This window comes from Acinetobacter radioresistens DSM 6976 = NBRC 102413 = CIP 103788, from assembly GCF_006757745.1.
In the GTDB taxonomy this organism is placed as follows: domain Bacteria; phylum Pseudomonadota; class Gammaproteobacteria; order Pseudomonadales; family Moraxellaceae; genus Acinetobacter; species Acinetobacter radioresistens.
The window spans coordinates 699,199-726,143 of record NZ_AP019740.1; the positions used below are offsets into that span (position 1 = coordinate 699,199).

At 41.7% G+C, this 26,945-nt stretch carries 25 protein-coding genes and 1 tRNA gene; 10 read left to right on the forward strand and 16 right to left on the reverse strand.

The annotated features are described in order from the left end of the window. Positions 1-58 precede the first annotated feature (58 nt). Both ACRAD_RS03210 and ACRAD_RS03215 read right to left on the reverse strand, forming a co-directional pair. Positions 59-131 (reverse strand) — tRNA-Arg (locus ACRAD_RS03210). A gap of 72 nt (positions 132-203) precedes the next feature. Beyond that, positions 204-1,556, reverse strand: coding sequence for an amino acid permease (locus ACRAD_RS03215; protein WP_005015952.1), 1,353 nt, complete (start codon positions 1,554-1,556; stop codon positions 204-206). Between the two features lie 332 nt (positions 1,557-1,888). Between ACRAD_RS03215 and prpF the strand changes: the two genes are divergently transcribed. The 3 genes from prpF to ACRAD_RS03230 all read left to right on the forward strand — a co-directional run bounded on the left by prpF (position 1,889) and on the right by ACRAD_RS03230 (position 4,545). Further along, positions 1,889-3,076 carry a 2-methylaconitate cis-trans isomerase PrpF gene (prpF, locus tag ACRAD_RS03220; protein WP_005015951.1) on the forward strand — a complete coding sequence of 396 codons (1,188 nt, stop codon included), beginning with the start codon at positions 1,889-1,891 and terminating at the stop codon, positions 3,074-3,076. 192 nt (positions 3,077-3,268) lie between these two features. Continuing rightward, positions 3,269-3,610 (forward strand): zinc ribbon domain-containing protein YjdM, encoded by a 342-nt coding sequence (locus ACRAD_RS03225; protein WP_005015946.1) that lies wholly within the window; start codon positions 3,269-3,271, stop codon positions 3,608-3,610. Between the two features lie 26 nt (positions 3,611-3,636). Continuing rightward, positions 3,637-4,545, forward strand: coding sequence for a polyprenyl synthetase family protein (locus ACRAD_RS03230; protein ID WP_005015945.1), 909 nt, complete (start codon positions 3,637-3,639; stop codon positions 4,543-4,545). 265 nt (positions 4,546-4,810) lie between these two features. Here the strand turns inward: ACRAD_RS03230 and ACRAD_RS03235 are convergent, their stop codons facing one another. The 4 genes from ACRAD_RS03235 to ACRAD_RS03250 form a co-directional block, all read right to left on the reverse strand. Next, positions 4,811-5,665, reverse strand: coding sequence for an SPFH domain-containing protein (locus ACRAD_RS03235; protein WP_005015943.1), 855 nt, complete (start codon positions 5,663-5,665; stop codon positions 4,811-4,813). A 39-nt stretch (positions 5,666-5,704) separates the two neighbouring features. Then, positions 5,705-6,160, reverse strand: coding sequence for an NfeD family protein (locus ACRAD_RS03240; RefSeq protein WP_005015941.1), 456 nt, complete (start codon positions 6,158-6,160; stop codon positions 5,705-5,707). A gap of 92 nt (positions 6,161-6,252) precedes the next feature. Continuing rightward, a complete protein-coding gene (locus ACRAD_RS03245; protein ID WP_005404309.1) occupies positions 6,253-7,170 on the reverse strand; it encodes a patatin-like phospholipase family protein in 918 nt (305 codons plus the stop codon). A gap of 56 nt (positions 7,171-7,226) precedes the next feature. Next, the gene (locus ACRAD_RS03250; protein ID WP_005015935.1) at positions 7,227-7,862 is read right to left on the reverse strand and encodes a 1-acyl-sn-glycerol-3-phosphate acyltransferase; all 636 of its coding nucleotides are present in this window, start codon (positions 7,860-7,862) and stop codon (positions 7,227-7,229) included. 152 nt (positions 7,863-8,014) lie between these two features. Between ACRAD_RS03250 and ACRAD_RS03255 the strand changes: the two genes are divergently transcribed. Beyond that, positions 8,015-9,244, forward strand: a complete 1,230-nt coding sequence (locus tag ACRAD_RS03255; protein WP_005024908.1) for an MFS transporter — start codon at positions 8,015-8,017, stop codon at positions 9,242-9,244. A gap of 180 nt (positions 9,245-9,424) precedes the next feature. Here ACRAD_RS03255 and ACRAD_RS03260 read toward each other — a convergent pair whose 3' ends face one another. From ACRAD_RS03260 to ACRAD_RS03270, 3 genes are all read right to left on the reverse strand, one after another. Next, on the reverse strand, positions 9,425-9,778 hold the full coding sequence (locus tag ACRAD_RS03260; RefSeq protein WP_005015929.1) for a DUF1304 domain-containing protein: 354 nt from the start codon (positions 9,776-9,778) through the stop codon (positions 9,425-9,427). A gap of 65 nt (positions 9,779-9,843) precedes the next feature. Next, entirely contained in the window at positions 9,844-10,821 is a 978-nt protein-coding gene (locus ACRAD_RS03265) for a zinc-binding dehydrogenase (RefSeq protein ID WP_005015927.1), read from the reverse strand. Positions 10,822-10,824: 3 nt separating this feature from the next. Next, positions 10,825-11,448, reverse strand: a complete 624-nt coding sequence (locus ACRAD_RS03270; protein WP_005015924.1) for a TetR/AcrR family transcriptional regulator — start codon at positions 11,446-11,448, stop codon at positions 10,825-10,827. Between the two features lie 346 nt (positions 11,449-11,794). Between ACRAD_RS03270 and ACRAD_RS03275 the strand changes: the two genes are divergently transcribed. Then, the gene (locus tag ACRAD_RS03275) at positions 11,795-12,904 is read left to right on the forward strand and encodes a porin (RefSeq protein WP_005015922.1); all 1,110 of its coding nucleotides are present in this window, start codon (positions 11,795-11,797) and stop codon (positions 12,902-12,904) included. A gap of 118 nt (positions 12,905-13,022) precedes the next feature. On the opposite strand, the gene ACRAD_RS03280 is transcribed toward ACRAD_RS03275, so the two are convergent. After that, entirely contained in the window at positions 13,023-13,589 is a 567-nt protein-coding gene (locus ACRAD_RS03280; protein ID WP_005015917.1) for a hypothetical protein, read from the reverse strand. A 182-nt stretch (positions 13,590-13,771) separates the two neighbouring features. On the opposite strand from ACRAD_RS03280, the gene ACRAD_RS03285 reads away from it, so the two are divergent. Further along, complete coding sequence (locus tag ACRAD_RS03285) at positions 13,772-14,467, forward strand: HAD family hydrolase (RefSeq protein WP_005015915.1); 696 nt, start codon at positions 13,772-13,774, stop codon at positions 14,465-14,467. A gap of 46 nt (positions 14,468-14,513) precedes the next feature. Here ACRAD_RS03285 and ACRAD_RS03290 read toward each other — a convergent pair whose 3' ends face one another. From ACRAD_RS03290 to ACRAD_RS03310, 5 genes are all read right to left on the reverse strand, one after another. Then, positions 14,514-15,701 (reverse strand): ammonium transporter, encoded by a 1,188-nt coding sequence (locus ACRAD_RS03290; protein WP_005015913.1) that lies wholly within the window; start codon positions 15,699-15,701, stop codon positions 14,514-14,516. Positions 15,702-16,103: 402 nt separating this feature from the next. Beyond that, positions 16,104-16,829, reverse strand: a complete 726-nt coding sequence (locus ACRAD_RS03295; RefSeq protein WP_171053876.1) for an amino acid ABC transporter ATP-binding protein — start codon at positions 16,827-16,829, stop codon at positions 16,104-16,106. Positions 16,830-16,843: 14 nt separating this feature from the next. Continuing rightward, entirely contained in the window at positions 16,844-17,527 is a 684-nt protein-coding gene (locus ACRAD_RS03300; protein WP_005015907.1) for an ABC transporter permease subunit, read from the reverse strand. 1 nt (position 17,528) lies between these two features. Next, on the reverse strand, positions 17,529-18,272 hold the full coding sequence (locus ACRAD_RS03305) for an amino acid ABC transporter permease (protein ID WP_005015905.1): 744 nt from the start codon (positions 18,270-18,272) through the stop codon (positions 17,529-17,531). Positions 18,273-18,337: 65 nt separating this feature from the next. Further along, positions 18,338-19,300 carry a transporter substrate-binding domain-containing protein gene (locus ACRAD_RS03310; RefSeq protein ID WP_005015903.1) on the reverse strand — a complete coding sequence of 321 codons (963 nt, stop codon included), beginning with the start codon at positions 19,298-19,300 and terminating at the stop codon, positions 18,338-18,340. Positions 19,301-19,802: 502 nt separating this feature from the next. Between ACRAD_RS03310 and ACRAD_RS03315 the strand changes: the two genes are divergently transcribed. From ACRAD_RS03315 to ACRAD_RS03330, 4 genes are all read left to right on the forward strand, one after another. Next, positions 19,803-20,708: an AEC family transporter gene (locus ACRAD_RS03315; RefSeq protein ID WP_010700121.1), complete on the forward strand. Its 906-nt coding sequence runs from the start codon at positions 19,803-19,805 to the stop codon at positions 20,706-20,708. 62 nt (positions 20,709-20,770) lie between these two features. Further along, complete coding sequence (locus ACRAD_RS03320) at positions 20,771-21,799, forward strand: molecular chaperone DnaJ (protein WP_005015898.1); 1,029 nt, start codon at positions 20,771-20,773, stop codon at positions 21,797-21,799. Between the two features lie 282 nt (positions 21,800-22,081). Continuing rightward, a complete protein-coding gene (locus ACRAD_RS03325) occupies positions 22,082-23,089 on the forward strand; it encodes an SMODS domain-containing nucleotidyltransferase (protein WP_005024918.1) in 1,008 nt (335 codons plus the stop codon). A 5-nt stretch (positions 23,090-23,094) separates the two neighbouring features. Next, positions 23,095-23,988 carry an S-4TM family putative pore-forming effector gene (locus ACRAD_RS03330; protein WP_005015894.1) on the forward strand — a complete coding sequence of 298 codons (894 nt, stop codon included), beginning with the start codon at positions 23,095-23,097 and terminating at the stop codon, positions 23,986-23,988. 58 nt (positions 23,989-24,046) lie between these two features. Here the strand turns inward: ACRAD_RS03330 and ACRAD_RS03335 are convergent, their stop codons facing one another. Next, complete coding sequence (locus ACRAD_RS03335) at positions 24,047-26,938, reverse strand: valine--tRNA ligase (protein WP_005024920.1); 2,892 nt, start codon at positions 26,936-26,938, stop codon at positions 24,047-24,049. Between the last annotated feature and the right edge of the window lie 7 nt (positions 26,939-26,945).

A 26,945-nucleotide genomic window follows, 5' to 3' on the forward strand; every position in this document is an offset into this window, starting at 1 on the left:
CAAAATATGCAAAAGACTTTGCAATCATTAAAGAGATGTATACTGATTTAAAAGGATGTGTGCCCTGCGGGACTCGAACCCACGTCGGTCGCTTAGGAGGCAACTGCTCTATCCAGTTAAGCTAAAGGCACAAAGAAGACTTATTATAAATGAAAAAGTTACTGTCTCAACAATAACTTTTTCAAAATAGAATTTTATGGACTTTACACACGAGGTTTAAGTATTTTATAAAGCACTAGCATCAGAACCACCCAGATTGGTAGCATCAGCACAGACTCTTTAAAGCCTTGTGTCCACATAATGTAGAGTACAACAGCAATAAATACTAAAACGATATAGTTGCTCAGAGGTGAAAACAGTGCCGGAAATTTGGATAAAATTCCATTTTTCTGAATATAGTCTTTAAACTTTAAGTGGGTTAACGTAATCATGGCCCAGTTCAGTACTAAAGCTCCTACTACCACATACATCAGATGACCTAATGCATCTTCTGGAATCAGATAGTTTAGTAATACGCAACCGAAAATCAGAAGTGCAGAAAAAAGCACAGCAGGAATCGGTACACCTTGCTTATTAACCTTCAAGAATATTTTTGGCGCATTACCTTGCTGAGCCAGACCATACAGCATACGGCTATTGGCGTACATGCCGCTGTTATAAACTGACAGGGCTGCAGTCAGAATAATAAAATTCAGCAGATGAGCTGCCCAGCCAATACCTAACTGGCTAAAAATCATTACAAATGGACTTTTATCCAGACCACCGAGTTCCAGCTGGTTCCATGGTACCAGTGACAGTAAGATGGTGAGTGAACCTACATAAAACAGTAAAATTCGGAAAACTACCTGGTTAATAGCCTTAGGAATAGTTTTTTCCGGGTTTTCTGCTTCTGCAGCTGCCATTCCGATCAGTTCAATCCCGCCAAAGGCAAACATCAGGAAAGCCAGCATATAAAACAGGCCGTCAAAACCATTCGGGAAAAAGCCGCCATGACTCCACAGATTGCTAAAAGATGCACCAGAACTGGCATCTGCAGTAAAGATCAGATAAAGGCCAAACACAATCATGGAAATGACTGCTGCCACCTTGATAATGGATAGCCAGAATTCTGATTCACCATAAAACTTGACATTACCCAAGTTAACTAAAGTAATGATTACAAAAAAGAAGAGTACCGAAGCCCACGCAGGAATATGCGGCCACCAGTAATTGATATATTTGGCAACAGCAGTCAGCTCTGTCATTGCAACTAAAATATAAAGAATCCAGTAGTTCCAGCCTGCCAAGAAGCCCGGAAAGTTACCCCAGTATTTATGCGCAAAATGACTAAAAGAGCCAGCAACCGGCTCATGTACAATCATTTCACCTAGTTGGCGCATAATTAAAAAAGCAATTAATCCACCGATCGCATAACCTAAAATAATGGATGGACCAGCAGACTGTATAACCTGCGCAGAACCTAAAAACAGACCGGTACCAATAGCTCCACCCATGGCAATAAGCTGGATATGACGGTTTTTTAAGCCACGCTGAAGTTGCGATGTATTATTGTTCAAAGTGCTCAGCTCGACGATGACTAAGTCAAGTATTGTAATGTATTGCAACTTATTAGCCTAGTCAGACTAATTGCTTGCTGCTGAATCTTAAGCTCTTTTATAAATTTAATAAAAATAAATAACTTAGCGAGATGTAAGGCTGTTATTTATAGAATCGGGATGGTTGAGTATTTAAATTTAGTCTGACTAGTCTATAAAATAATTCTGCCGGTTTCAGACTCGAACAGGAATAGCCTGCACAGCAGTTTAAAAAACCTTTAATATGAACCGGGATTGGATAGCCCACATTTGCCCAGCAATAATCATAAAGAATGACAGGAATTAAAACAGCAATGAGTTCAGTACCACAAATTAAAGTCGCCGCTACCTATATGCGTGGCGGAACCAGTAAAGGTGTATTTTTTAAACTTGATGATTTACCTGAGAAGGCTCGCGAAGCAGGTCAGGCGCGTGATCATTTTTTACTGCGTGTGATCGGCAGTCCAGACCCTTATACCAAACAGATTGATGGGATGGGTGGAGCGACCTCAAGCACCAGTAAAACGGTGATCCTGTCTAAAAGTACCCGCGCAGAACATGATGTCGACTATCTGTTTGGACAGGTCTCAATTGACCAGCCTGTCGTTGACTGGAGTGGTAACTGTGGCAATTTGACCGCAGCAGTTGGGTCTTTTGCTATTAGTAACGGACTGGTCGATGCTAATCGTATTCCTGAAAATGGTATATGTACCGTAAAAATCTGGCAGGTCAATATTGGTAAAACAATTGTTGCACATGTACCTGTAACGCAAGGGCAGGTTCAGGAAACTGGAGATTTCGAGCTGGACGGTGTGACCTTTCCGGCAGCCGAAGTTCAAATTGAGTTTTTAGATCCTTCCGATGATGATGGTGAGGGGGGCAGTATGTTTCCTACCGGCAATGTCATCGATATGTTCGAGGTTCCTGGAGAAGGCAGTTTTCAGGCTACATTTATTAATGCAGGCATTCCCACTATTTTTTTAAATGCAGCAGATTTAGGGTATACCGGCACGGAGTTACAAGAACAGATTAATACTGACCCTTTAGCGCTAGCACGTCTGGAAACTATTCGTGCCTTTGGTGCTCTTAAAATGGGACTGATACAGGATATAGCTGAGGCAGCCTCCCGTCAGCATACGCCGAAAATTGCTTTTGTGGCGCCCCCGCTTACTTATATGGCCTCCAGTGGAAAGCAGGTCAAGCAGGAAGATATTGACCTGCTGGTCCGTGCGATGTCGATGGGTAAACTACACCATGCTATGATGGGTACTGCTGCAGTTGCTATAGCAACAGCGGCGGCAGTCCCAGGCACTGTGGTAAATCTCGCTGCTGGTGGGGGAGAGCGTGAAGTCGTCCGTTTCGGACATCCTTCCGGGACCTTACGTGTGGGCGCACAAGCTGAACAGCAGCAGGGAACATGGACTGTCAGGAAAGCCATTATGAGCCGGAGTGCCCGTGTGCTGATGGAAGGCTGGGTTCGTGTACCGGGCGACTGTTTTTAACCAAAGACATTAAATTAAAAAATACCAGTCTTCAAAGTCAGGCTGGTATTTTTTATATTTCCTCTTTTGATTATAAAGAGCCAATGTGATTTTCTCCCTAAAATAGGGGGTGCTATAATACTTTCGAACTGAGCCATAGAGAAAACAGGCGGAAAGCAGTATGATGCTCTTACTTTTGATAAGGATAACCTCATGACTGACCAACTTCCTGCGTGCCCACAGTGTCACTCTGAATTTACCTATCAAGACCAGGAACTTTATATCTGTCCTGAATGTGCGCACGAGTGGCCAGCATCCAACATGATAGAGACCGAAACTTTTACAGTTAAGGATGCGGTAGGTAATCTGCTTCAGGATGGGGATACAGTCAGTGTGATCAAAGACCTGAAAATTAAAGGTTCCTCACAGATCGTAAAAATAGGTACAAAAGTTAAAAATATTCGCCTGATTGAGCATAGTGATCATAATATTGATTGTAAGATTGACGGAATTGGAGCCATGAAACTTAAATCCGAATTTGTTAAAAAAGTCTAACCGAACAGAAGATATTGAGGCTATTTGTGTCAGCAATACCCGCAGTTAAAGCAGAGATATTAAAACAGGCGCAAGAACGTATCCAGCAGGACCTGCTCAGTGCGCTGGAGGCGTTTTCCTTACCAGAGCCTTTAAAAAGTGCGGTATATCATGCAGTCATGCTCGGAGGTAAACGGGTCCGTCCTGCACTCTGTTATGCAACAGCGGCCCTGCAGCCCAACTCCAATTTTGCAGCTGTGCGCCGTGCTGCGGTCGCGATCGAAATGATCCATTGCTATTCGCTGGCACATGATGATTTGCCATGTATGGATAATGATCTGCTGCGCCGCGGTCAGCCTACCTGTCATGTTGCTTTTGGTGAAGACACTGCATTACTGGCTGGTGATATATTACAGTCAATGGCATTTGAAGTTCTGGGTAGCCGCCTGTTTGATCAAGGTGTGGCGGTAGACCAGGCAGTTGTATTAAGACAGATGCAGATATTGGCTACTGCAAGCTCAAAAATGGTTTGTGGCCAGGTGATGGATTTACAGGCTGAAGGCAAGCAGGTAGACCAAAGCCAGCTGGAAAATATTCACCGCAATAAGACAGGCGCATTGATTCAGGCGGCGATCATGATGGCTGCGGTGACTATATTTAATGGTACGGATCAGGCTATTCCACAACTTCGCCAATATGGACAGGCAATTGGTCTGGCATTTCAGGTACAGGATGATATTCTGGATATTGTGTCTGAAACAGAAGTACTGGGTAAAACGGCCGGTAAAGATGAGCAGGTCGAAAAGTCAACTTATCCTGCTTTGATGGGGCTTGAACAGGCACAGCTTTATGCCAAGCAACTCCATGATCAGGCTTTTAGTGCGCTTGAATATTTTGGAGAGGCTGCTGAAGAGCTCAATACAATATCCCGCTTCTTACTGTCACGTAAAAGCTAGATCTGGCCAATAAAACCCTGTAATTAAAAAGGAGCATGTTAAGCTCCTTTTTATATAAAAAATGCGCTCATAAAACTATTTTTTCTAACTATCAGTCTGTTTAAAGCAGTTTTTATTGAGTAATTTATGGGTGTTTTGCTCAAAGTCTTTCTGCCGAGACTCAAGTTTTACTTCCGTTATTTGTTATTAAACTCTATTTAATATTAATAAAATAAGAACAGGCGGCTATTAAGCAAGCCACCTGTTTTAATAAAATCAGTCAAGATTAGTTATGACGACCCATAATTCCGCGGATGGTATTGAGTACATCAGCCGGTAGAACCACCGTTTTAGCATTGTTGGATTTTGCCATATCCTGCATGGCTTTTACATATTGTTCACCGAGCAAATAAGCTACCGGTATTTCCTTGTCACCTACTGCTGAGGTGACCATATCAATAGCTTTTTGTGAGGCTTCGGCCAATACGACCTGTGCCTCTGCATCACGGCGAGATGCCTCCAGACGACCATCAGCTTCTAAAATGGCAGCCTGTTTTTCACCATCAGCACGCGTTACGGTTGCACGGCGCTGACGTTCAGCCGCTGCCTGCGCTTCCATTGCAGCCTGCATGGTTGCAGAAGGCTGAATATCTTGGATTTCTACAGTTTTTAAAGTGATACCCCAATCTGAAATATCATCAGAAATGGCTGCTTTAAGTTTGGCCTTGATATGATCACGTGAAGAAAGTGCATCATCCAGATCCATTTCACCAACAATTGAACGTAAAGAAGTCTGTACCAGATTCTGAATCGCCCAACTATAGTTTTCAATACCATAGACGGCTTTTTCTGGTGTAGTCAGATTGATATAAGCTACTGCATTCATCAGCAGTACGGCATTATCTCGGGTGATCACTTCTTGTGAAGGAATATCCAGAACAATATCTTTGGTGGTCACTTTATAGGCGACTTCATCGACGTAGGGAATTACAAAACTCAGACCCGGATTCAAAGTAGTATGGTATTTACCCAGACGTTGAACAATCCACTTATAACCTTGAGGAACAATACGCACCCCTTTAAAAATAGTTACGCCTACAAAGAGTAAAAAGACTAAAACAATAATGGTGCTGACTGACATGATGGTTTCTCTTTATATTTTCATAATAGTAACGTGCAGTTAACCGTGTCGCTGCACGACCAGGTTATTTCCCGATATATCCGTCACTTGTACCCGATCACCGACTTGAACAATATCTTGCGTACGGCAGTTCCATTCATCCGACCCTAGTAACGGCATGGGAAAACGGACTTTAATCTGGCCATGTTCCATACCGGTCTGAATAACCATGCCTATCTGGCCGATAGTGGCCTCCCTTGAGAGCCCGGCCTTGGTTTTATCGATAGACAGAGGCTTGATAAACTTGAACCAGAGCAGGGTACATAGAATCGACAGGACAATCCACATCACGATCTGAGTGGTCAGGCTCATCATTGGAAAAAGCCAAAACAAAATACAGACCATGATTGCAGCAATACCAAACCATAATGCGGCAAAGGCAGGAAGAATTAACTCGGACAGAATCAGTAAAATGCCGAGTACAAACCAGTGCCAAGGTTCAATTACAAATTCCATAATTTTGTCCGGTGATTAAAGTTACAGCAAAAAGATGAGTCTTCACTGTAACAGATCAATAACTCAATGAAAATTTAAAAATTTTCAGCTGTTCAGAATTTTGGGCGTGGGGCTGGCTTAAAGGCCGCAGGTGACTTCTTAAATTGCTGAATCGCACCTTGAATAGCCCGTATCTTAAGCTGCGCCGCTTTCTCGCCTTCTAAAATAGATTCATTGCTGGCTTTTAAGTCAAGTACGCCTAAGTGCCCGACTTTAGGTTGGATGACCACATTAGCCTGTGCAAGTTCTTCATTAATGCTTTGCTGGCCCATGATATTAATGGTCTGGTCCAGTAAACCCCACATATTTACCGGGCGGCTGGCATCTGGTCTGGCTGAAATATCAACCGCAATAACAATGTCCGCTCCCATATCCCTGGCAGTTTTTACCGGAATCGGGCTCACCAGTCCGCCATCAATATATTTGGTTTTACCAATAGTTGCCGGCACAAATACATTCGGGATACTGCATGAGGCCCGTACAGCCTGTCCCGCATTCCCCTTAATAAAGTCTGCTTTTTGACCATTATCAAGACGTGTTGCGACTGCAGCAAAGCGGATTGGAAATTTTTCAATTGGTTTATTGCTGACCTGATTATTCACATAGTTCTGCAATTTTTGGCCTAAAATAATACCCTGGCTATTAAGGGTTAAATCACGGATATCAGCCTCTTTAAGCTGAAGTGCCAGCTGCTGTAACTGATATGGGGTTTTACCACTGGCATAAATACTACCGACAAAGCTACCGGCACTGGTACCTGTAACAATTTTAGGTTTAATACCGTGAGATTCGAGTACTTTAATTACACCGATATGAGCAAAACCTTTAGCACCACCACCACCAAGTGCTAAGGCAATAACGGGCTCACGAGCCTTTAATTGTGTTGTAACCGGTGGAGTCTGGGCGGTCTTGTCACATCCAGCAAGAGCTAGTGCCAGTATTCCTGCAAAAGTAAGCTGTGCAAATTTCATCTTTAGTTTAGTAGTGACTTGGATCAGAAAAGATATGTCCATCACAGCAGATTTGCTTAATTTTTGCCAGCATTTTCCAGCAGTTTTTGTAAGGGTAGGGCCAGCCACTCTGGTTTTTTGGGAAAGAATTTCCCCTGATATTGTTTCAGGATATACTCCAGATCTGCTTCATAGTTGCCTGTAGGCTGCATGGCGCCTAGGCAATAAACTTTTTTGTGCTTGTAGTCGAAAGAAAACATGACTATTGGAATATCTGCCTGATAAGCAATCCAGTAAAAACCGCTTTTGATTTTCTCGGCACGTTTTCGGGTGCCTTCTGGGGCGAGGGCAATCCAGATTTTGTCAGTAGAGTGGATTTTTTCCACTGCCTGTACAGTCAGGCCATTGTTACTGTTACGCTTGACTGGAATAATACCTATCCATTTGAGTAAAGACTTAAAAGGGAATCTGAATAGGCTATCTTTTCCAAACACGTTTACTTTTAATCCCAGTGCCCCAATCACCAAAAAACCGTACCAGCCATCAATATTGGAAGTGTGGGGTGATACCACTGCAACAGCTTTAGGCAGATTGGGAAATTTACCCTCAAAAGTCCAGCCCTGTGCCAGAAACAGTTTCTGGCATAAAAGCCGAGTAGCTGCTGTACCGCGTGAGGGAACCAGATTGGGAAGACGGGGAAAATGTTGTAACATGCTTTGGTTTTTTAAGTAGTGGCGTATTTTAAATCTTAATCCGATGTCACAGCTGATACATTGGCAAAATATCTGAAGCTTGGTTTATGGGAATGAGCATCATGGACAGTGTGAGCAGCACAAAAATACTCCTGAATAACCGAGTAAAGTAAATGTCCCGGCATCTTTATCTGCTGCTGTTTTCGTTGTACTGGGCGCAAGGCCTACCTGTTGGTTTTATGACACATGCCTTACCTGTCATTCTTCGTATGCAAGGGGTATCATTGGCACATATTGGCGGCTTTGGCCTGTTGATGCTGCCGTGGTCAATCAAAATTCTCTGGGCACCCTGGATTGACCGTTATGGTACTCAACGGTTTGGACATTATCGTAGCTGGATTATCCCTACACAGTTATGCAGTGTTTTAATATTAATTGCCCTGTCATTCTTGCCGATTCAGGCACTTGACCAGCCCGTTTTTTTACTCACTTTTTTTGCTGCCTTGATGCTGCTAAATCTGGCAGGTGCCACCCAAGACGTAGCTACAGATGGACTGGCTGTTCATTTGCTTACCCTCAAACAACAGCATTGGGGTAACACTTTTCAGGTCATTGGCTCACGTTTGGGCTTTATAGTAGGAGGCGGAGCTTTGCTCTGGGCATTGGACTGGTTAAGCTGGCAACCTACATTTTTAGTACTGGCAGCTTTGGTTCTTTTAAATACGCTACCCATTGTTTTATTTAAAGAGCCCGCAAAAGAAGTATCGGTCTTTTACGAAAAAATATCCTGCAAGCAAAGCATCAGACAGTATTTTAACTATTTCCTGAATAACCGGATTTTAAAATCCTGGTTAGGCGTGTTAGTCACTTTTAAAGTGGCAGATGGACTATCCGGACCGCTGTTAAAACCACTGATGGTCGATCTGGGACTCAGCCTTTCACAGATTGGTATTTACATTACAATATTAGGTGCTGTTGCAGCACTTTTCGGAGCAGTATTGGCTGGTACGCTATTAAGATGGATGCGTCGTACACAGGCTTTATTCCTGTTTTCTTTTTTCAAGGTTCTAAGTTTAATCGCATACGCTTGGCTGGCTTATTGTTATGACCAGCGGTATAAGGTAAGTCACTGGTTAATCTATTGCATTAATGCAGCTGAAGACATGATTTCTGCCATGTTACTGGTGGTCATGCTCACACTGGTAATGCAATATTCAAGAAAACAATATGCCGGTACAGATTTCACTTTTCAGGTTGCCGTTATGGCAACAATCAGTGGGCTACTGTACACGTTAAGTGGTATCGCCGGAGACTGGCTAGGTTATGCCTATTATCTGAATATTATTATAGGCATTTCAATATTGTGTATGTATCCAATTTGGCTCTGGACGAAAGCCAGTTAGCATCCTTCGGATGTATAAGGACTATTTGTTGTGCTGTATTCAGGTGATAGAAAAAAGTATATGGTTTTATTCTTATAAGAACTTTAAACAATAAAAGTTATATAAACCAAATTTAGTATGGTGTGTGAAAATTAAATATTTTCATTTTGCCTTATAAATAATTTTTATTAATTAATAAATTTAGAAAAGATTCACTGCAATCAAGGCAACAAGGGCAGGTAGTGCTTGAATATATATAATTTTCTTACTTGCGGTCAGTCCACCGTATATTCCTGCAACCAGGACGCAGCCTAAGAAGAAATTGGCGAGTGCCAGTGCATAGCTCTCAGGTGCATACAATGACCAGAGCAGGCCAGCTGCCAAGAAACCATTATATAAGCCTTGATTTTGCGCCATGACTTTAGTCAACCGTGCTTTTTCAAGAGTATTACCAAATGCTTTTAAACCAGAGGGCTTATCCCATAAAAATATTTCTAAAACTAAAATATAGAGATGTAGCAGTGCAATCAAAACAATCAGAATTTGTCCGATCATATACTTTATCCTTATTATTGATGAATAACGCCAGATCAGCCTCGTAGCTGATCTGGGATAAAAAATTACGGTTTAAGAAGTACTTTGCCCTGACGTGCACCTTGAGTGGCTTTCAGTGCAGCTTCTTTAATTTGTGCAAAGCTGAATATACCTTCAACAGGAAGTAGTAATTTTTTTTGCGCTGCAAGCGTCAATAATTCTGTAATTAGCGCCTTTTTGCGTTCAACAGATAACTGCTTGTTGACGACGCTTGCCCAAAAGCCTTTGACAGTGGCCTGTTTAAAAATCAGATCTCCTGAGGAAATCTGCATGGTTTCACCTGTCATACTGCCAAATGAAACCAATAGGCTATTATCGCTCAGTAAAGCGAGCATTTCACCACTGGCTTGACCACCAATTGAGTCTACACCGGCTATAAGAGGCTGATCAGCATGAATGGCTTTCACCTGATTTTTCCAATCTGCCTGGTCTGTTGCGACTACATTCTTGATACCCAAGGCTTGCATTTCAGTGACTGCTTCGTGCCGACGAACCAGATGAATTACCTTCTGACCACGCGCTTTTGCGATCATAGCCACAGTTTTACCCACCGCACCATTTGCAGTATTTTGAATTAGCCATGAATCTGCAGGCAGATTGATAAAGTCTAAGAGCATTAATGCGCTGATTGGCATCCCAATTAACTGAGCCGCAGTTTCGTCATCAATTGCATCAATTAAAGGGACGAGACCCTGCACTGGCGCAATAAAATATTCGGCCCAGCTACCATGAACTCCAGCAACTGCCACACGCTGACCCACTGTTACACCTTGCACACCTTCACCCAGTGCGTCGATTATCCCTACAGCTTCACTACCACCAATTGCGGGAAGTGTGGGCTTATAGCCATAACTGCCACGCACAGTCCATATATCATGGTTATGCATTGGAGATAAAATTGTTTTAATACGTACTTCGCCAGCTTTCGGCTCGGGTTGTGGCATATCGGCAGTTTCCAAAACCTCAACGGGTTCGCCAAACTGATGATGAATAATACTTTGCATTTGCTATTCCTTTAAAGGTTTTAATAATTGTTGGGTGGTTTCCAAGGCGAGATAGAGTGGTTGCTTATCTTGTGCAAGTTTTGCCAATAAAGCTGCACCCAACCATAGTTGATACATTGTTTGCGCCAGTTTTTCAGGTTCAATATGTAAGGAAATTGAACCGTCTTGTTGTCCTTCTTTAAGTAGACTCGTAATACGTTCTGTTAACTTATGCACGCCAAAGTTCAAAATTTGACGCATATCTTCAGATAAATCTGAAACTTCTGCTGCTAACTTGACGATCAGACAGTTTTCTGCCCAGCCTCTGCCATGAATACTTTCTTCAACATGAGCAGGAGGGTTAATCCATGCTTTCCAAAGTGCCAGAAGACGTAGGTAAGCGCTTCCGCCTTTTTGCTGCATCAACTGGTCAATCCTGACCGTGTAATCAGCCAGATACTGTTGTAGAAGTGCGCAGCCGAAAGCCTCTTTTGAAGCAAAGTAATAATAGAATGAGCCTTTAGGCACATCGCAATTCTTGAGAATTTCCTGTAAGCCCACTCCAACAAAGCCTTTATGCAGTACCAATTCAAAACTACTGCTTAAAATATGTTGGCGCGTTGCTTCACTTTTGTCTGATCGTTTCATACTTTTACTATAAATTAATAATAGACCAGTCGTCTACTTAATAATAAATTATTCTAGTGTTTTATATTGAAGCATCTTAATAAATAACTATATGCAGCCAGTATTTATCTGTAATACCGCTCATTCAGTTGTTTTCTATATTCAGATACTATTAGCAGTTGATCTAACTTAATGGACCTCATGCGGAGATAAAAGGTATCAGGTACAACTATACCTTTCTTGAGCAGACAACTAAGCTTTTAATAAAAAAATAAATAATAAAATCAGATTTTTAAATAAAAAATAATTGATTTTATTCAATCACAGGGCTCGCTAAGATCCGTTACAAACCAATCACGAGTAAATCATGAAAATGAAAATTTTAACGGGGCTAATCTTGAGTCTGGTTACAAGCACATCTTTCGCTGCACCAGCCATTTATGGGGAGATCGATGTAAGTCTGGATTATCTTCCAGAAAATAATGGTTCGGGTGTTTCTGATAAAGACGTTTGGGAAATTAATAGTAATAGTAGCTTTATTGGAATCAAGGGCGAGGAAAAACTGAACGAGCGTTTAAGTGCAATCTATGCTGCTGAATGGACCTTTTATGCAGATGGTGATAACACCGATTTTGACCAGCGTAACCGCTTTATAGGCTTAAAAGATATCAGACTTGGTACACTCAAGCTGGGCAAACATGATACACCCCTTAAGCAGCTGTCCGGTGTGGTAGATAGCTTTAATAATTATGTGGCTAATAAGGCAGATGTTGCCGGTATTTTTACTGGTGAAAACAGGGTAGACAATGTGCTGGTTTATGAATCACCCGCTATTCCTGTAGCGGAAGGAAATCTTAAAATAAATACGCTACTGGCAACTGGAGAAGCTTCAGGTATTAAAAAATCCAGTGGCGGTGTTAAAACAGCTGGGCGTGGTTTAGGTGATGCGTTCTCTACAGCGATCATCTATGACCATCAACTGTTTAATGCAGGCATTGCCTATGATAAAGCTATCCCAAGTAATTTTCTTGGACGAGGTATTTTAAATGCTTCCGAGCCGGAACCCTTAAGCAGCGGTATATTCGCAGCAGCAAATACCGTTCGGGCAGTGGGACGGATTCATTTGAACCAGCCTCTGTATCTGAAAGTACTCTATCAGAGTTCAAAAGTGGCGGATGCAGCCGGAAATGCAACGAGTGCGGCGACAATTGATGATGCACAAGGCTGGCTGATCGGAGCAGAGTATCAACTGCCTCAGGCCCAAGACTGGATTCTAAAGGCACAATATAGCCAGAATACCACCTCATTTAAGAATGCCACACCAGATTACGAAGCACAGCAGTATATGGTAGGTGCGGACTATACCCTAAATAAACAGGTCAAAACCTATGGTTATGCGGGTTATTTAACGCTCGAGCAGGGTGAAAGTAAAAATAAACAGCCTCTAGGGGGTATAGGACTTGAATATAAATTCTAAAATTCTATGTATGAACAGGACCAATGAATAATATGGTTCGCACTGTTGAGCCCGGTTTTTTACCAATATCGAATGAAGCGTATGAGCAGCAGTTTGCTAAATCAAGTGAAAAAACCGGTTAATTACGTTGAGGTAAATCAGGCTGAAACTGAGCCTGACACACCCCTTTAATTTTTTGTCTATTCACTACGACATAAATTGACTGTCCTACTTTTTTATCTTTACAGAGCTGTTGGTATTTTGAATATATTCCCAAACGGCTGGTAGGATCAGCGCTTGTATTGTAGAACTGATGCTGCTCCAGACGTGACCAGTCACGAGGGTTATTCGGTTTGAAGCTGAGCCGGCATGTGCCAGACAGACGATAACTGTTACTGGTAATTTTCTCTCCCATTATTTTTCCCTGACAAAGTTTATCCAAAGCAGTACGATTAGGACCATTCATCACGTGCATATTATCATTTAGGGTCTGCTTTGCACTGTTCATGGGGGAAACCGTTTCAGCTGTAGATGCAGTAAAACTTTCAGCAGTTTGATGCGGAGTTGATGTAGCCATCATGTTATAAACTAAGGGCATATTTAAAGTTGAGTCTGAAGCTGTCGTCTTGGAAACAAGTTCGGCAAAACTTGAATTCATCCATATTGAGGCTAAGCTAATACTGAAGGCAAATGCTCTTTTTTTCATCATGTAACTCATTCTTGGCAAAAGATAAATGATTTAAATTATTGTGATGACTAATAGCCCTGTCATGATCGAGCTGGTTGTTATAGTTGCAATTGCTGTATGTTTTTAACACAAATTAGTATAACGCCGATTCTCAATTAGGCTACTCTAATTTTCTAAATTTTAAGTTATGAATATGATGTATGATTCAAGCCATCCTTTTTGATCTGGATAATACTCTGACACACCGTGACCAGAGTGTAGAGGCTTATAGTTACTATTTGGCCCAATATTATCAGCGGCACCTGGGAGAGGTGGATGTAATGCAGATTAAAGCTATCATCAACCGGATTGATAATGGCGGCTATCCCAAAAAGGAATTGCTAACTCATCCGAGTATTGCTGCTTCCGTTGCACAGGCATTACAACATGAACTTAAATGGCATCATGCTGTAGATTTTGATGAGTTGACGGCATTCTGGTTTGAACAGTTTGGCCTGCATGCAGTACCGATGGAAGGCTCTGAACAAGTATTGCAAGAGCTAAAACAGCAGGGTTTTAAACTGGCAATAGTGTCAAATGGCGGTCATGACACACGACTCAAAATTATAGAGGGTTTAAATATCGCTCACTATTTTGACCTGATTGTCAGTTCGGAGCTAGCAGGTTCTAAAAAGCCGGAGCCAGAAATTTTTCAATATGTATGTCAGCGGCTGAATGTTATGCCTGAAGAATGTCTGTTTATTGGTGACCATCCCATAAATGATATTCAGGGCGCACAAAATGCAGGAATGCATCCGGTCTGGATGGAAGGCTTTCATGAAGTAGATCCATATGACGCTCAGTTAATAAGCCCCAGAATTAAAAAACTTGAGGAAATCTGGCAATTTATTGGTTAATAAAGCTAAAAAGCGGCCTGGATGGCCGCCACATATAAGCAGAATTTTAAAACATACTATCATCCGAATTAGCAGAAATTTTATGGATAGAGAGGTCTGCACCAACAAACTCATCTTCCTGACTTAATCGGATACCCACAGTCAGTTTAAGTACGCCATAGACTAAAAAACCACCGCCCAGTGCAATAACAATTACCAGCAAAGTACCGAATAACTGTGAAATGAATGAAACACCGCCCAGACCACCCAATATCTGCTGTCCAAATATTCCCACTGCTATTCCACCAAAAGCGCCACATACGCCGTGTAATGGCCACACACCGAGTACATCATCTACCTTTAGACGGTTTTGGGTATAAGTAAACAGCTTGACAAAAATAATACCTGCCAGTGCTCCAATAATTAAGGCACCTACTGGATGAACAATATCTGACCCGGCACAGATAGCCACTAATCCGGCAAGTGGTCCGTTATGCAAAAAACCAGGGTCATTTTTACCTATAAAGTTGGCAGCCAGCGTTCCACCTGTCATGGCCATCAGGGAGTTAATGGCCACCAGACCGGAGATAGCATCCAGACGCTGGGCACTCATAACATTAAAACCAAACCAGCCCACAATCAGAATCCAGGAACCCAACGCCAGAAAAGGAATTGAAGAAGGGGGATGTGCACTGATCCGTCCATCTTTTTTATAGCGGCCACGACGCGCGCCTAAAAGGATTACAGCTGCCAAGGCAATCCAGCCGCCCATCGCATGGACTACCACTGAACCGGCAAAGTCATGAAAGCTTGCACCAAAACTGGACTTGAGCCAGTCCTGGAGGCCCAGATTCCCGTTCCAGATCATACCTTCAAAGAACGGGTAAATTAAGGCAACCAGAACTAGAGTCGCAATTGCTTGAGAGCGCATTTTGGCACGTTCAGCAATACCGCCAGAGATGATGGCAGGTATGGCTGCCGCGAAAGTCAGCAGAAAAAAACAGCGCATCAGGTTATAGCCATGATCTTCAGCCAGCGTTGCACCTAGGTGAAAAAAATGATGACCATAGGCAATATAATAACCAACAAAAAAATAAGCCAAGGCAGAAATCGAGAAGTCTGTCAGAATTTTACTTAAGGCATTCACCTGATTCTTATGACGTACAGTTCCCAATTCTAAAAAAGCAAATCCGGCATGCATTGCAAGTACCAGAATTGCACCAAGAAGGAGAAAAAATAAATCCATATTCTGCATAATGAGGTTCCAATTCGGTGCAACTGATCTAAAACTCAGTCAGTATAACCATGCCAAATTTAAGTAAAAGAGAGAAGAAGACGGAAAATATTGATTAAGTTTTGCTAAGAAATAACAAGACTCGATATAAAGCAATTACTTAGATTTAAATTATGGTTTTGCGCCAAGATGGGGCAGGAGAATATAGTCTATTTATGATTTAATTTGTTGATAAATATAAATTATTTTTAATGGGTATAAGGCTGGTTATGAGTTTGTGCTATGAAAAAGTGCATTTTCAAGCTAAAGATAAACAGTAGAGAATCAGGTTGAAAATTTAACAAAACTAACTGTAAAGCTGGATTTAATCTTAAACACTATAAAAAAGCAGATCATATGATCTGCTTGTTCTCATCAATTTTTTTAATGCAGAATCTTGTTCAGGAACTGCTGAGCACGTTCACCCCGAGGCGTTGTGAAAAACTCCTGCTTGCTACAGTCTTCCACGATTTTACCCTGATCCATGAAAATAATCCGGTCTGCGACCTGACGGGCAAAACCCATTTCATGAGTTACGCACATCATGGTCATACCTTCTTTAGCCAGTTCAACCATTACGTCCAGTACTTCATTAATCATTTCCGGATCAAGAGCAGAGGTGGGTTCATCAAATAGCATGGCAATTGGGTCCATGCTTAAAGCACGGGCAATTGCCACACGTTGCTGCTGGCCACCGGAAAGCTCGGCCGGGTACTTGTTTGCCTGAGTACTTAAACCGACACGGTCCAGATATGCCAGGCCTTTTTTCTTGGCCTCAGCTTCACTGCGACCCAATACCTTAATCTGGGCAATAGTCAGATTCTCAGTAATGCTGAGGTGAGGAAACAGTTCAAAATGCTGAAATACCATACCAACCCGGCTACGCAATTTGTTCAGATCGGTTTTGGGGTCATTAATCGCAATACCATCAACCAGAATCTGTCCCTGCTGGATAGTTTCCAGACCATTGACTGTTTTGATTAAAGTGGATTTCCCGGAACCTGATGGGCCACAGACTACTACCACTTCACCTTGACGAATCTGGGTGGTACAGTCTGTGAGTACCTGAAACTTGCCATACCACTTGCTGACATTGTGCATATCAATCATGATCTTTTGATCATTCATACATGTAACCTTTTTTGTAATCTTCTTACGGTATATGTTGCCAGTGCACTAATGGTGAAATAGACTAGACCGGCAAACAGGATGTATTGAGTGAGCAGTGACATCAGGTCACCGCGAACATAATTGCTGCGGAAGAAATCCAGCAGACCAATGGCATAAACCATGGTTGAATCCTGAAACAGGATAATAGTCTGCTGTAGCAGTAAAGGAGTCATCTTGCGAAAGGCCTGAGGCAAAACAACCAGCCGCATGTTCTGGCTATATGTCATTCCCAGAGCATAAGCCGCAGCACTTTGGCCGCGTGGAATTGACTGTATGCCTGCACGTACAATTTCCGAGAAATAGGCTGCTTCAAACAGCATGAAGGCTACAATACTAGAAACCAAAGCAGTATCTATAGTCAGGAAACGTCCGGTTATTGTGGTGTAAATGAATGGAACTGCAAAGTAGAACCACATCAGCACCAGCAGCAGGGGAATGGAACGGAACAGATTTACATACGCCTGTGCCACCAGATTAAGTATTCTAAAAGAAGACAGGCGCATCAGGGCCAGCAGGGTACCAATCAGAATTCCGCCAAGGGTGGCAATACAGACAACTTTCAGGGTGATGGTCATGCCGTACCAGAGTGCCGGACCAGAAGCCTGTAAATCCTGTAGAAACGAAGTGAGCCATTCCATATTATTTGCCTCCTGCAATCAGGCCCGGAACACGTAAACGGTGTTCCAACAGGGTCATCAGTAAAATGAGGCAGACATTGATCACAATAAAAATCAGGGTCACAAAGGTATAAATTTCAATAGTATTTTGGGTATATTCACTAATGGTTTTCATCTGTGAAATGATTTCCGCTACCCCGACCAGTGAAGCAACTGAAGTGTTTTTAACACAGTTGGTCAGCTCGGAACTGAGCGGCGGCAAAATCGTCCGGAATGACTGTGGCAGAATGACATAGCGGTATAACTGTGATGTACTAAAGCCCATGGCATAACCTGCATTGATCTGGCCACGTGGCAATGCCTCAATACCGGTACGTACCTGTTCACAGACACGTGCGGCAGTAAACAGGCCCAATCCGACACTGGCCGAGATGAGTGCACTGGCATTTGAGCTTAAGTCATTCATCCACCAGTCCTTGACCGGGCCAGGCAAAAAGTTCGGGACTACATAGAACCAGATAAACAGTTGGATCAATAAGGGAACATTACGAAAAAGTGTTACATAAGCAGTGCCGATAGTACGTGCAGTCTTACTGGGCAGGGTGCGCATAATTCCCAGGATGCTCCCCAGCACCATGGCAATACTCCAGGCCACCAGCGCAATGACCAGTAACCAGCCCAGACCGATTAATACCCATTGCAAATAAGTGCTGTCACCTACACCAGTCGACTGAAACAGTACTGACCAATTCCAGCTATAATTCATGAAAACTCCTGACAGAAGCAGGCCAGAAGATATCTGGCCTGACGATGACTGTCTAAAATCAGGACTTACTGATCCCGGTCATGCGGATTGCTGATCAGGGCTTTTACTTGTTCCGACATTGGGAAGTTCAGGTTAATATTTTTTGGTGGAATTGGCTGCTGGAACCACTTTTTATACATATCGTTGATTTCACCAGAGGCATAAGTGGCCTTGATTGCGTCATCAACTACCTGTTTAAATTCTTTATCACCTTTACGCAGCATACAGCCATAAACTTCCTGAATCGGTGGTGTACCTACAATCACCCACTTGTCTGGTTCTTTGGCTTTAGACTTTTCACCAGCCAGCAGAATATCATCCATCATAAAGGCTGCCGCACGGCCGTTTTGCAGCATCAAGAATGAATCAGCATGGTCTTTGGCAGAAATAACTTCACCAATCCCCAGTTCCTGTGCATGCTGACGGATATAACGTTCAGAAGTTGTGCCGGCGGTGGTTACGACCTTTTTACCTTTTAAGTCAGAAAAATCCTTAATACCTGAGTCTTTCGCTGTAAGCAGACGAGAACCAACCTGGAAGAAACCAACTGAAAAGTCGACCTGTTGCTGACGTTCCTTATTGTTGGTGGTTGAGCCACACTCCAGATCGACGGTACCATTTGAAACTAAAGGAATACGGTTCTGGCTGGTCACCAGGTTATAACGCACTTTCAGATCCGGTTTGTTCAGTTTCTGCTTGAGAGCTTCTACGACCTTCATTTGCAAGTCATGAGCGTAACCCACCGGCTGGTTTGGATTATCTGCAATATAAGAAAATGGAATAGATGAATCACGGTGTCCTAGTACTACAGTGCCAGACTGACGGATTTTCTCCAATGTCCCCGAACCTGCTGAACCTGTATTTGCAGCATTCCCCGATGCAGCATTATTTTCACTAGCAGGAGCATTATTATTGTTACTACAGGCCACAAGGCCGAGCATCAATGTACTCAGGCACAGCACTGAGGCTGCACGTACTTTATTTGACATGGTAAAACTCCTTTTCTATTGTTGTGAGCTTGCTGTTCCTGCCCAAGATAAACACCTGAATGTTTACCTGTTTTAAACGATTAAATATTTTTATACATCTTTCAACTTATCTTTTAGCATGTTAATAATCGGTGTGGAAGATATCCACGACTGAAGTTGTAGGGACTTTTATCCAAATGTTTGTAAATAAAAGAAATTATGATGAAAAAAGCATCATTTTAAAGGGGTGTGGATGATTAGTTTTACTTACAACTGACGGCTGTAAGAGGAGCTTGATCGTGTATAGCATTTCAACTTTATACTCCATTTCTCTCATGATGAGACTGGCTTGTTTTTATGAAGCAGGAAAAATAAAAAACTGTTTTTTCACTTAGAGCTAGAAATACAGATTGTGTATCCTTTGCAGAGCTTATATGTTGTTTAAAACATTATTTATTTTTGCTGCTTGGATCAAAAATTAATTTGATATTTTTTAATGCGGCCCCAGCATATAGTATTTCACATGACACATATAATTCTGGCCCTTGTTCCGTTGGTTGCATTGATTGCTACGGGCTACCTGTTTAAAAGATATCATTTTTTAAGTACCGAATTCTGGTCAGGCGCTGAAAAGCTGAATTACTATATCTTGTTTCCGGCGCTGCTGTTTCACACTTTAGCGACTGCAAAAATTGAATTTGACAGTCTGAAAATGCTGCTGGCGGCAATGTTTATTACAGTGCTGACTGCCACGATTGTCTTGTACCTGCTGCGCTATATAAAACACATTCAGCCTGCCCGCTTTGGCGTACATACACAAAGTATTGTCCGTTTTAATACTTACATCGGGCTGGCACTGGTGGCAGCACTGTTTAAACAGGAAGGTATGGCCATACTGGCGGTTCTGCTGGCAGTCTGTATACCACTGGTTAATATCATTTCTGTGCTGTCACTGACGTCTAGCGAGCAGATGAGCTTACGACCTGTCATTATTTCTCTGTTGAAGAATCCCTTGATCATGTCTTGTCTGGTAGGGGCGATCGTAAATGTATTAAAGATTCCTGTCTGGGAAGGAGTATTTAACCTGATCAAACTGTTTTCTGCTGCAAGCCTGCCACTGGGCCTACTCTGTGTCGGTGCAGCCTTACAGTTTATGGAAATGAAAAAAGATATTCTTACCTTAATGCTGGATACTTTTGCCCGTTTGCTGGTAATGCCGGCGTTGGCTATAGGAATTTGCTGGTGGATGCAGCTTCCTGTGTTACAAACGCAGATTCTGGTGATTTTTTTCGCATTACCGACAGCCTCGGCAGCTTATATTCTGACTAAAGTGTTAAAGGGTGATAGTCAGCTTATGGCAGCTGTTATCAGTTTACAGACCTTATGCGCTGCCATAACGTTGCCGCTTGTAATTGCTTGGGTGATGTAAAGTAAAGGATCAGATGATGGACTTTAAATCAGGTATAATTTTTCTTTTGCTGCATTATTCATATGGCACTTGAATTAAAAAACACGCTTCAGCCCGATGTCGGGCTTTCACCGCAGCAGAGAAAGCTGAACCGGCTAATTGATAAAATTGAGAAGCAACAGCTTGAACTGAAGCAGTGGCAGCAGGCGCAGGAACAGATTCAGCAATATACCCGTCAGACTTTAATGCCGGTCTATCAAGAGTTGCATGCAGTGCTGTTTCAACAATTGGAACAGCTATGGAAACATTTGCATGAGGCAGAATTCTCCAAGGCAGAGGCAACGCAACTGGATGTTAAAATTCAGTATCTTGCAGCTTACTTAAAAAACTCTCAATCTTTATCAAGGCAGCAAACCGAGATTATTGACGACATTTATAATTACTATCAACAGCATATTGAACATACGCAAGCCAGAAAAAATAGAAAGCAAAGTGCAGAGGAAATAGAGCTATTTTTTGATGAAGAAAATAATTCGGAACAGATAGCATCTGAAGATTTTGAAGAATGGGATAGCGAAAAGTACAGCCAGACACGAGAGCAAGCCAAGCTTAAACGCCAGCAGGAAAAACTGGAGCAGGCTACAAAGCTGGCCGAGCAGTCTTTAAAAACAGTGTACTTAAAAATTGCTGCAACTATTCACCCAGACCGTGAACCGGATGAAAGCAAAAAAGTTGAAAAGACTGAGTTACTGCAGCGAGCGAATGAGGCTTATGCAGCGCAGGATTTGTTTTATTTACTGAAACTGCAAATCCAGATTGAGCAGAATCGGGGTACTTCACAAAAGGGTCTAAGTGCGGAACAAATGAAGTTTTACCAATTGGCCTTAGATCTGCAAAGTCAAAAGTTGGATGATCAGATAGAAGAAATTATTCAATCATTGAGCTGGAATAAAAAAGCATATATAGGCAAAGTGAAAATTACAGATTTATATAAGCAGGTAGATGCGGATACTTCAGCAATGAAAAAGCAGTTAAAAGGGGAAAAGGAACGGTTGAAGTATATGAAGAAGATGAGTGGGGTAGAGATGTTGATGGAGAATGGAGTGCTTTAATGCGTTTCTTCCTCTCTTGCGCACTCAGAATATATTTTGAGGATACTCATTACTTGCGCTTCGTTTTAAAGCATTACTTTAAAGCTTGCTCAGGATAGGGAACATCCATTGTGAAAGCTATGCAGGAATAAAATTAAATTACGTTCTCTTTCTGTAGAATATATTAAATTTTATAAAAAACAGTGGTATAGTGAATATTGTAAAAAAATGATGATTTATTGTTGAAAAAATGTATTAAGCCCATATTTATAAAAAATGTACGCAGGAATAAGAGATATAAAAATGGCTAGTACGATTAATGGTGCGCTTAATGAATTAGTACAAGATAAAGTTAATTTATTGAAAAGTCGCACTGATGCTGGCAGAAGAAGTCGAGATCATTTGCTTGCACAAATAAAGTTATTAAATGCAAATAGTGCAGAAAAGTTAGATTTTGCTGAAACCTACAATTTGCCATTTGGCTCTTTTTCTAGAAGAACTAAAGTGAAGCCACTTGATGATATTGATCAAATGATTGGTTTGAATGGTGGAAAATTCGTATGGAATGAAGCTAGTAATTATGATGAAGCCATTATTTCGATTAGTAATCCATCGGACAAAGGCATTTGGTCACAACTTTTGAATGATGACGATACTTTGAGTCCTATTAAAGTTCTTAATAGATTTAAAAGGATGCTAAGTAATATGAGTGGCTATCAAAATCCTCAATTAAATAGACGTCAGCAGGCAGTCACATTTCAAATGACCAGTAATGAATGGAACTTCGATTTAGTTCCATGTTTTTATACTCAAAGTGGAGTCTATTTAATCCCAAGTGGTAATGGAAATTATTGGATGCAAACGGATCCAAGAAAGGATCAAACTCTAGCAACAGAAGTGAATCAAAAATACAATGGGCAAATTTTAGAAATTATTCGCTTAATCAAATATTGGAATAAGATAGATAGAAAGACTTCGATCCCCTCATCTTATTTACTAGAAGTTATGCTTCTAAATTTTTATAAGAATAGATCTAATATTTGGCAACCATGTGGAACGTTGCAAGTTGAAGTACAACAATGTCTGAATTACATAAAAGATAATATCTATTATGATGTGACCGATCCCAAAGGTATTGAAGGTAATATCAATCGCTTGGATAGAGATCTTCAAAATAAAATTTATGTACGCACTAGTAATGACCTAGAGAATATTCAGAATGGTAATTACTATGAAGATATTGGGGAAAAAGAGAAAGCTTTCGAGTATTGGGAAAACGTATTGGGTTCATTTTTTCCTGCTTATGGGTGAGTTAGATGTCTAATATCTTATATAAGCAGAATTTAGAAGAAAATCTAAGATTATTAGCTGCTCAGAGACAAAGTTATAATGAGGCTAAGTTATATCGATCAGGTTATCGAATTTTGGTCTTTGTGCCATTTTTAATAAGCTTCTTAGTTCTTAATTCTTATATTGATGCAACAGATCAATATTCTGTTTTACGTTTCTTGATAGATCTATTTGTTTTAGTAATGGGAGGTTTTTTGATGAAAAAATCTTCTCAATACCAAATTTTGGGTGCAAATATACAGCAAAAATTTGACACTAATATTTTTGACTTATCCTTTGAATGGAAAATTAAACAAGATAAAACTGAAATAGAGCACCTATATTGCAAGCATAAAAAAGATGAAAATATCGAAAAGCTTCGCAATTGGTATAACGATGAAATTCAAAATTTAACTTACCCGAAAGATATATTGGCGGCTCAAAAACAGAATCTATTTTGGACGGATTCAGTGCGTAAAGATTACATACTTTTTAATGTATTGATTTTTATAAGCTTACTAATTTTTATTGCATTAAGTATATTCATGTTTATCACTTACAGTGAATATCCAATGTGGAAGAAAATTTATGAAATCTTTGTAATATTATTATCGTTGTATTTTTTCTTAGGAGAAAATATTTTAAGTAATTATAAGACCATTGTATTGTTAGAAAATGCTAATAAGAAATTTAGTGCTTTACAAAAGCATATAGTGGATTCAGATGACCCTAAGTGTATTAATAACATGTTAAAAGATATCCAAGAAGAGATATTTGAGTATCGGCAGCACGGTGTATCAGTTCCAAATTATTATGATCGGATGAAAAAATTTAAGCTTGAATCTAGTTCTAGACGTATTATTAGAGACTTATTTAACTAAAAAAATCCCCTCAATTATGAGGGGATTTTAGCTTTATTTTTAATAATTTAGCAATAAATTAAAGCGCCGCAATCTGCTCCATATTCGCTTTAATCTTCGCTAACTGATCAGCAAATTCAGCAAGTTTCACTTTCTCGCCTTCAACCACAGCAGCAGGTGCTTTCGCTACAAAACCTTCGTTTGCAAGTTTAGTTGCAATTTGGTCATGTTGCTTTTGAACCTTGTCTAAGTCTTTTTGTAGACGACCCAATTCCGCTTTAGGATCAATTAAGCCCTTCATTGGAACGAATACAGATACATGACCGACTACAGATGAAGAAGACAATGGTGGTTGTTCGCCATCAGTTAAGAATGTAATGCTCTCAACTTTTGCCAATGCTTTAAACAACGGCTCAATACGGTCAATACGTGCTTTTTCAGCATCAGTAGTATTTTGCAGAAGAACAGGCAACAAACGCGCATTCCCTAAACCCATCTCACCACGGATGTTACGAACCGCACCAATCAAACCTTGAAGCCATTGCATATCTGCTTCAGCTTGGTCATTGATAAGTGCTTGGTCAGCAACAGGGTACTGTGCAAGCATAATCGTTTCGCCCGAAATGTTAAGTTTCGGTGCAAGCGTTTGCCAGATTTCTTCTGTCAAATACGGCATTAACGGATGTGCAAGACGTAAAGACGCTTCCATCACCGCAAGAAGAACACGACGAACTTCAGCTTTACGCTCATCAGATACGTTCGCATCGTTCAATACTGGTTTAGTTAACTCTACATACCAGTCGCAGTATTCGTTCCAAATGAACTCGTAAATCGCTTGCGCAGCCAAGTCTAAACGGTAGGTTGCAAATGCTGTTTGCACTGCTTGTTCCGCTTTTTGCAGACGGCTTACGATCCACTGTTCAGGCAATTCCCAAAGGTCTTGACGTGCTTCTGAACCAATGGTTTGACCTTCGACATTCATCATCACGAAACGCGTTGCGTTCCAGATCTTGTTGGCAAAGTTACGGTAGCCTTCAACACGCTTCATGTCGAACTTGATGTCACGTCCGGTGTTGGCAAGCGCACAGAATGTGAAACGAACTGCGTCAGTACCGTAAGCTTGAATACCTTCGGGGAATTCTTTACGCGTCGATTTTTCAATCTTCGCCGCTTGTTTCGGGTTCATCAAACCTGTAGTACGTTTTTGTACCAAAGTTTCAAGATCCACACCGTCAATCAAGTCTAATGGGTCAAGTACGTTACCCTTAGATTTAGACATCTTCTGACCTTCGCCATCACGTACCAGACCATGTACATACACAGTTTTGAACGGCACCTGAGGCGTACCATCTTCATTTTTCATGAAGTGCATGGTCAGCATGATCATGCGGGCAACCCAGAAGAAGATGATGTCGAAACCTGTCACCAGTACATCAGTCGGGTGGAAAGTATTTAAGAAATAGTTGGCTTTATCTTTGGCTTCATCGCCAGTCCAGCCTAAAGTCGAGAATGTCCAAAGACCAGATGAGAACCAGGTATCCAGTACATCTTCGTCTTGGTCTAACTGAACATCGGCAGGGATATTATTTTTTGCTCGAACTTCTGCTTCATCACGGCCCACATAGACATTGCCTTCAGCATCGTACCAGGCCGGAATACGGTGACCCCACCACAGTTGACGCGAGATACACCAGTCTTGAATGTTGTTCATCCACGCCATGTACATATTGCTGTACTGCTCAGGAACAAACTTGATCCGACCGTCTTGCACTGCTTCGATGGCCGGCTTCGCAAGAGGGGCAATTTTTACATACCATTGGTCAGTCAGCAATGGCTCAACAATAACGCCTGAACGGTCACCACGTGGTGCTTTGAGGTCATAAGGCTGAATCTGGTCTAACCAGCCTTCGGCTTCGGCGTGTGCAACCAGTTTCTTACGTGCTTCAAAACGCTCTAGACCAATATAATCTGCTGGGGCAGGGATGGTTTTAGAAATTTGTTCCCCAGCTTTGGCAATATATTCAAACTCAGCCAGTACTTCTGCATTTTTGTTGAAGATATTGATAATGGGCAGTTCGCAGCGCTTGCCTACTTCATAGTCATTGAAGTCATGTGCAGGGGTGATTTTTACGCAGCCGGTCCCAAAATCTTTTTCTACATATTCATCGGCAACCACAGGTACTAAACGGCCAGTAATCGGTAATACGATATTTTTACCAATCAGGTGCGCATAGCGTTCATCTTCAGGATGTACAGCAACTGCCGTATCACCCAGTAGGGTTTCTGGACGTGTGGTGGCGACCACTAGGTAATCATGGCCGTCTTGGGTACGCAGCGTTTTATCTTCAAAGAAATATTTAAAGTGCCAGAGAGAACCTTTTTCCTCAACCGATTCAACTTCAAGATCAGACAGGGCCGTTTGCAGTTTCGGGTCCCAGTTCACCAGACGTTTACCACGGTAGATCAGGCCTTCTTCATGCAGTTTTACGAAGACTTCTTTAACTGCATTGGATAAACCGTCATCCATGGTAAAGCGTTCACGTGACCAGTCCACCGAAGAACCCAGACGACGGATCTGACGGGTAATATTGCCACCAGACTGTTCTTTCCATTCCCAGACTTTCTCGATGAACTTGTCACGGCCCAGGTCATGACGGCTAATATTTTGTGCTGCCAGCTGGCGCTCAACCACCATTTGGGTTGCGATACCAGCATGGTCCGTACCTGGCTGCCAAAGTGTATTTTTACCTGACATACGGTTATAGCGAGTCAGGGCATCCATAATGGCATTATTAAAACCATGACCCATGTGCAAGCTACCAGTGACATTTGGCGGCGGAATCATAATACAGAATGACTCACCTTTTTCAGATGGCTTGAAATAGCCACGCTCTTCCCAGGTCTGGTACCATTTTTTCTCGATCTCGGTTGGATCGTAGGTTGTTGCAATATTCTGAGCTGAATCGGTCATAGTTTTA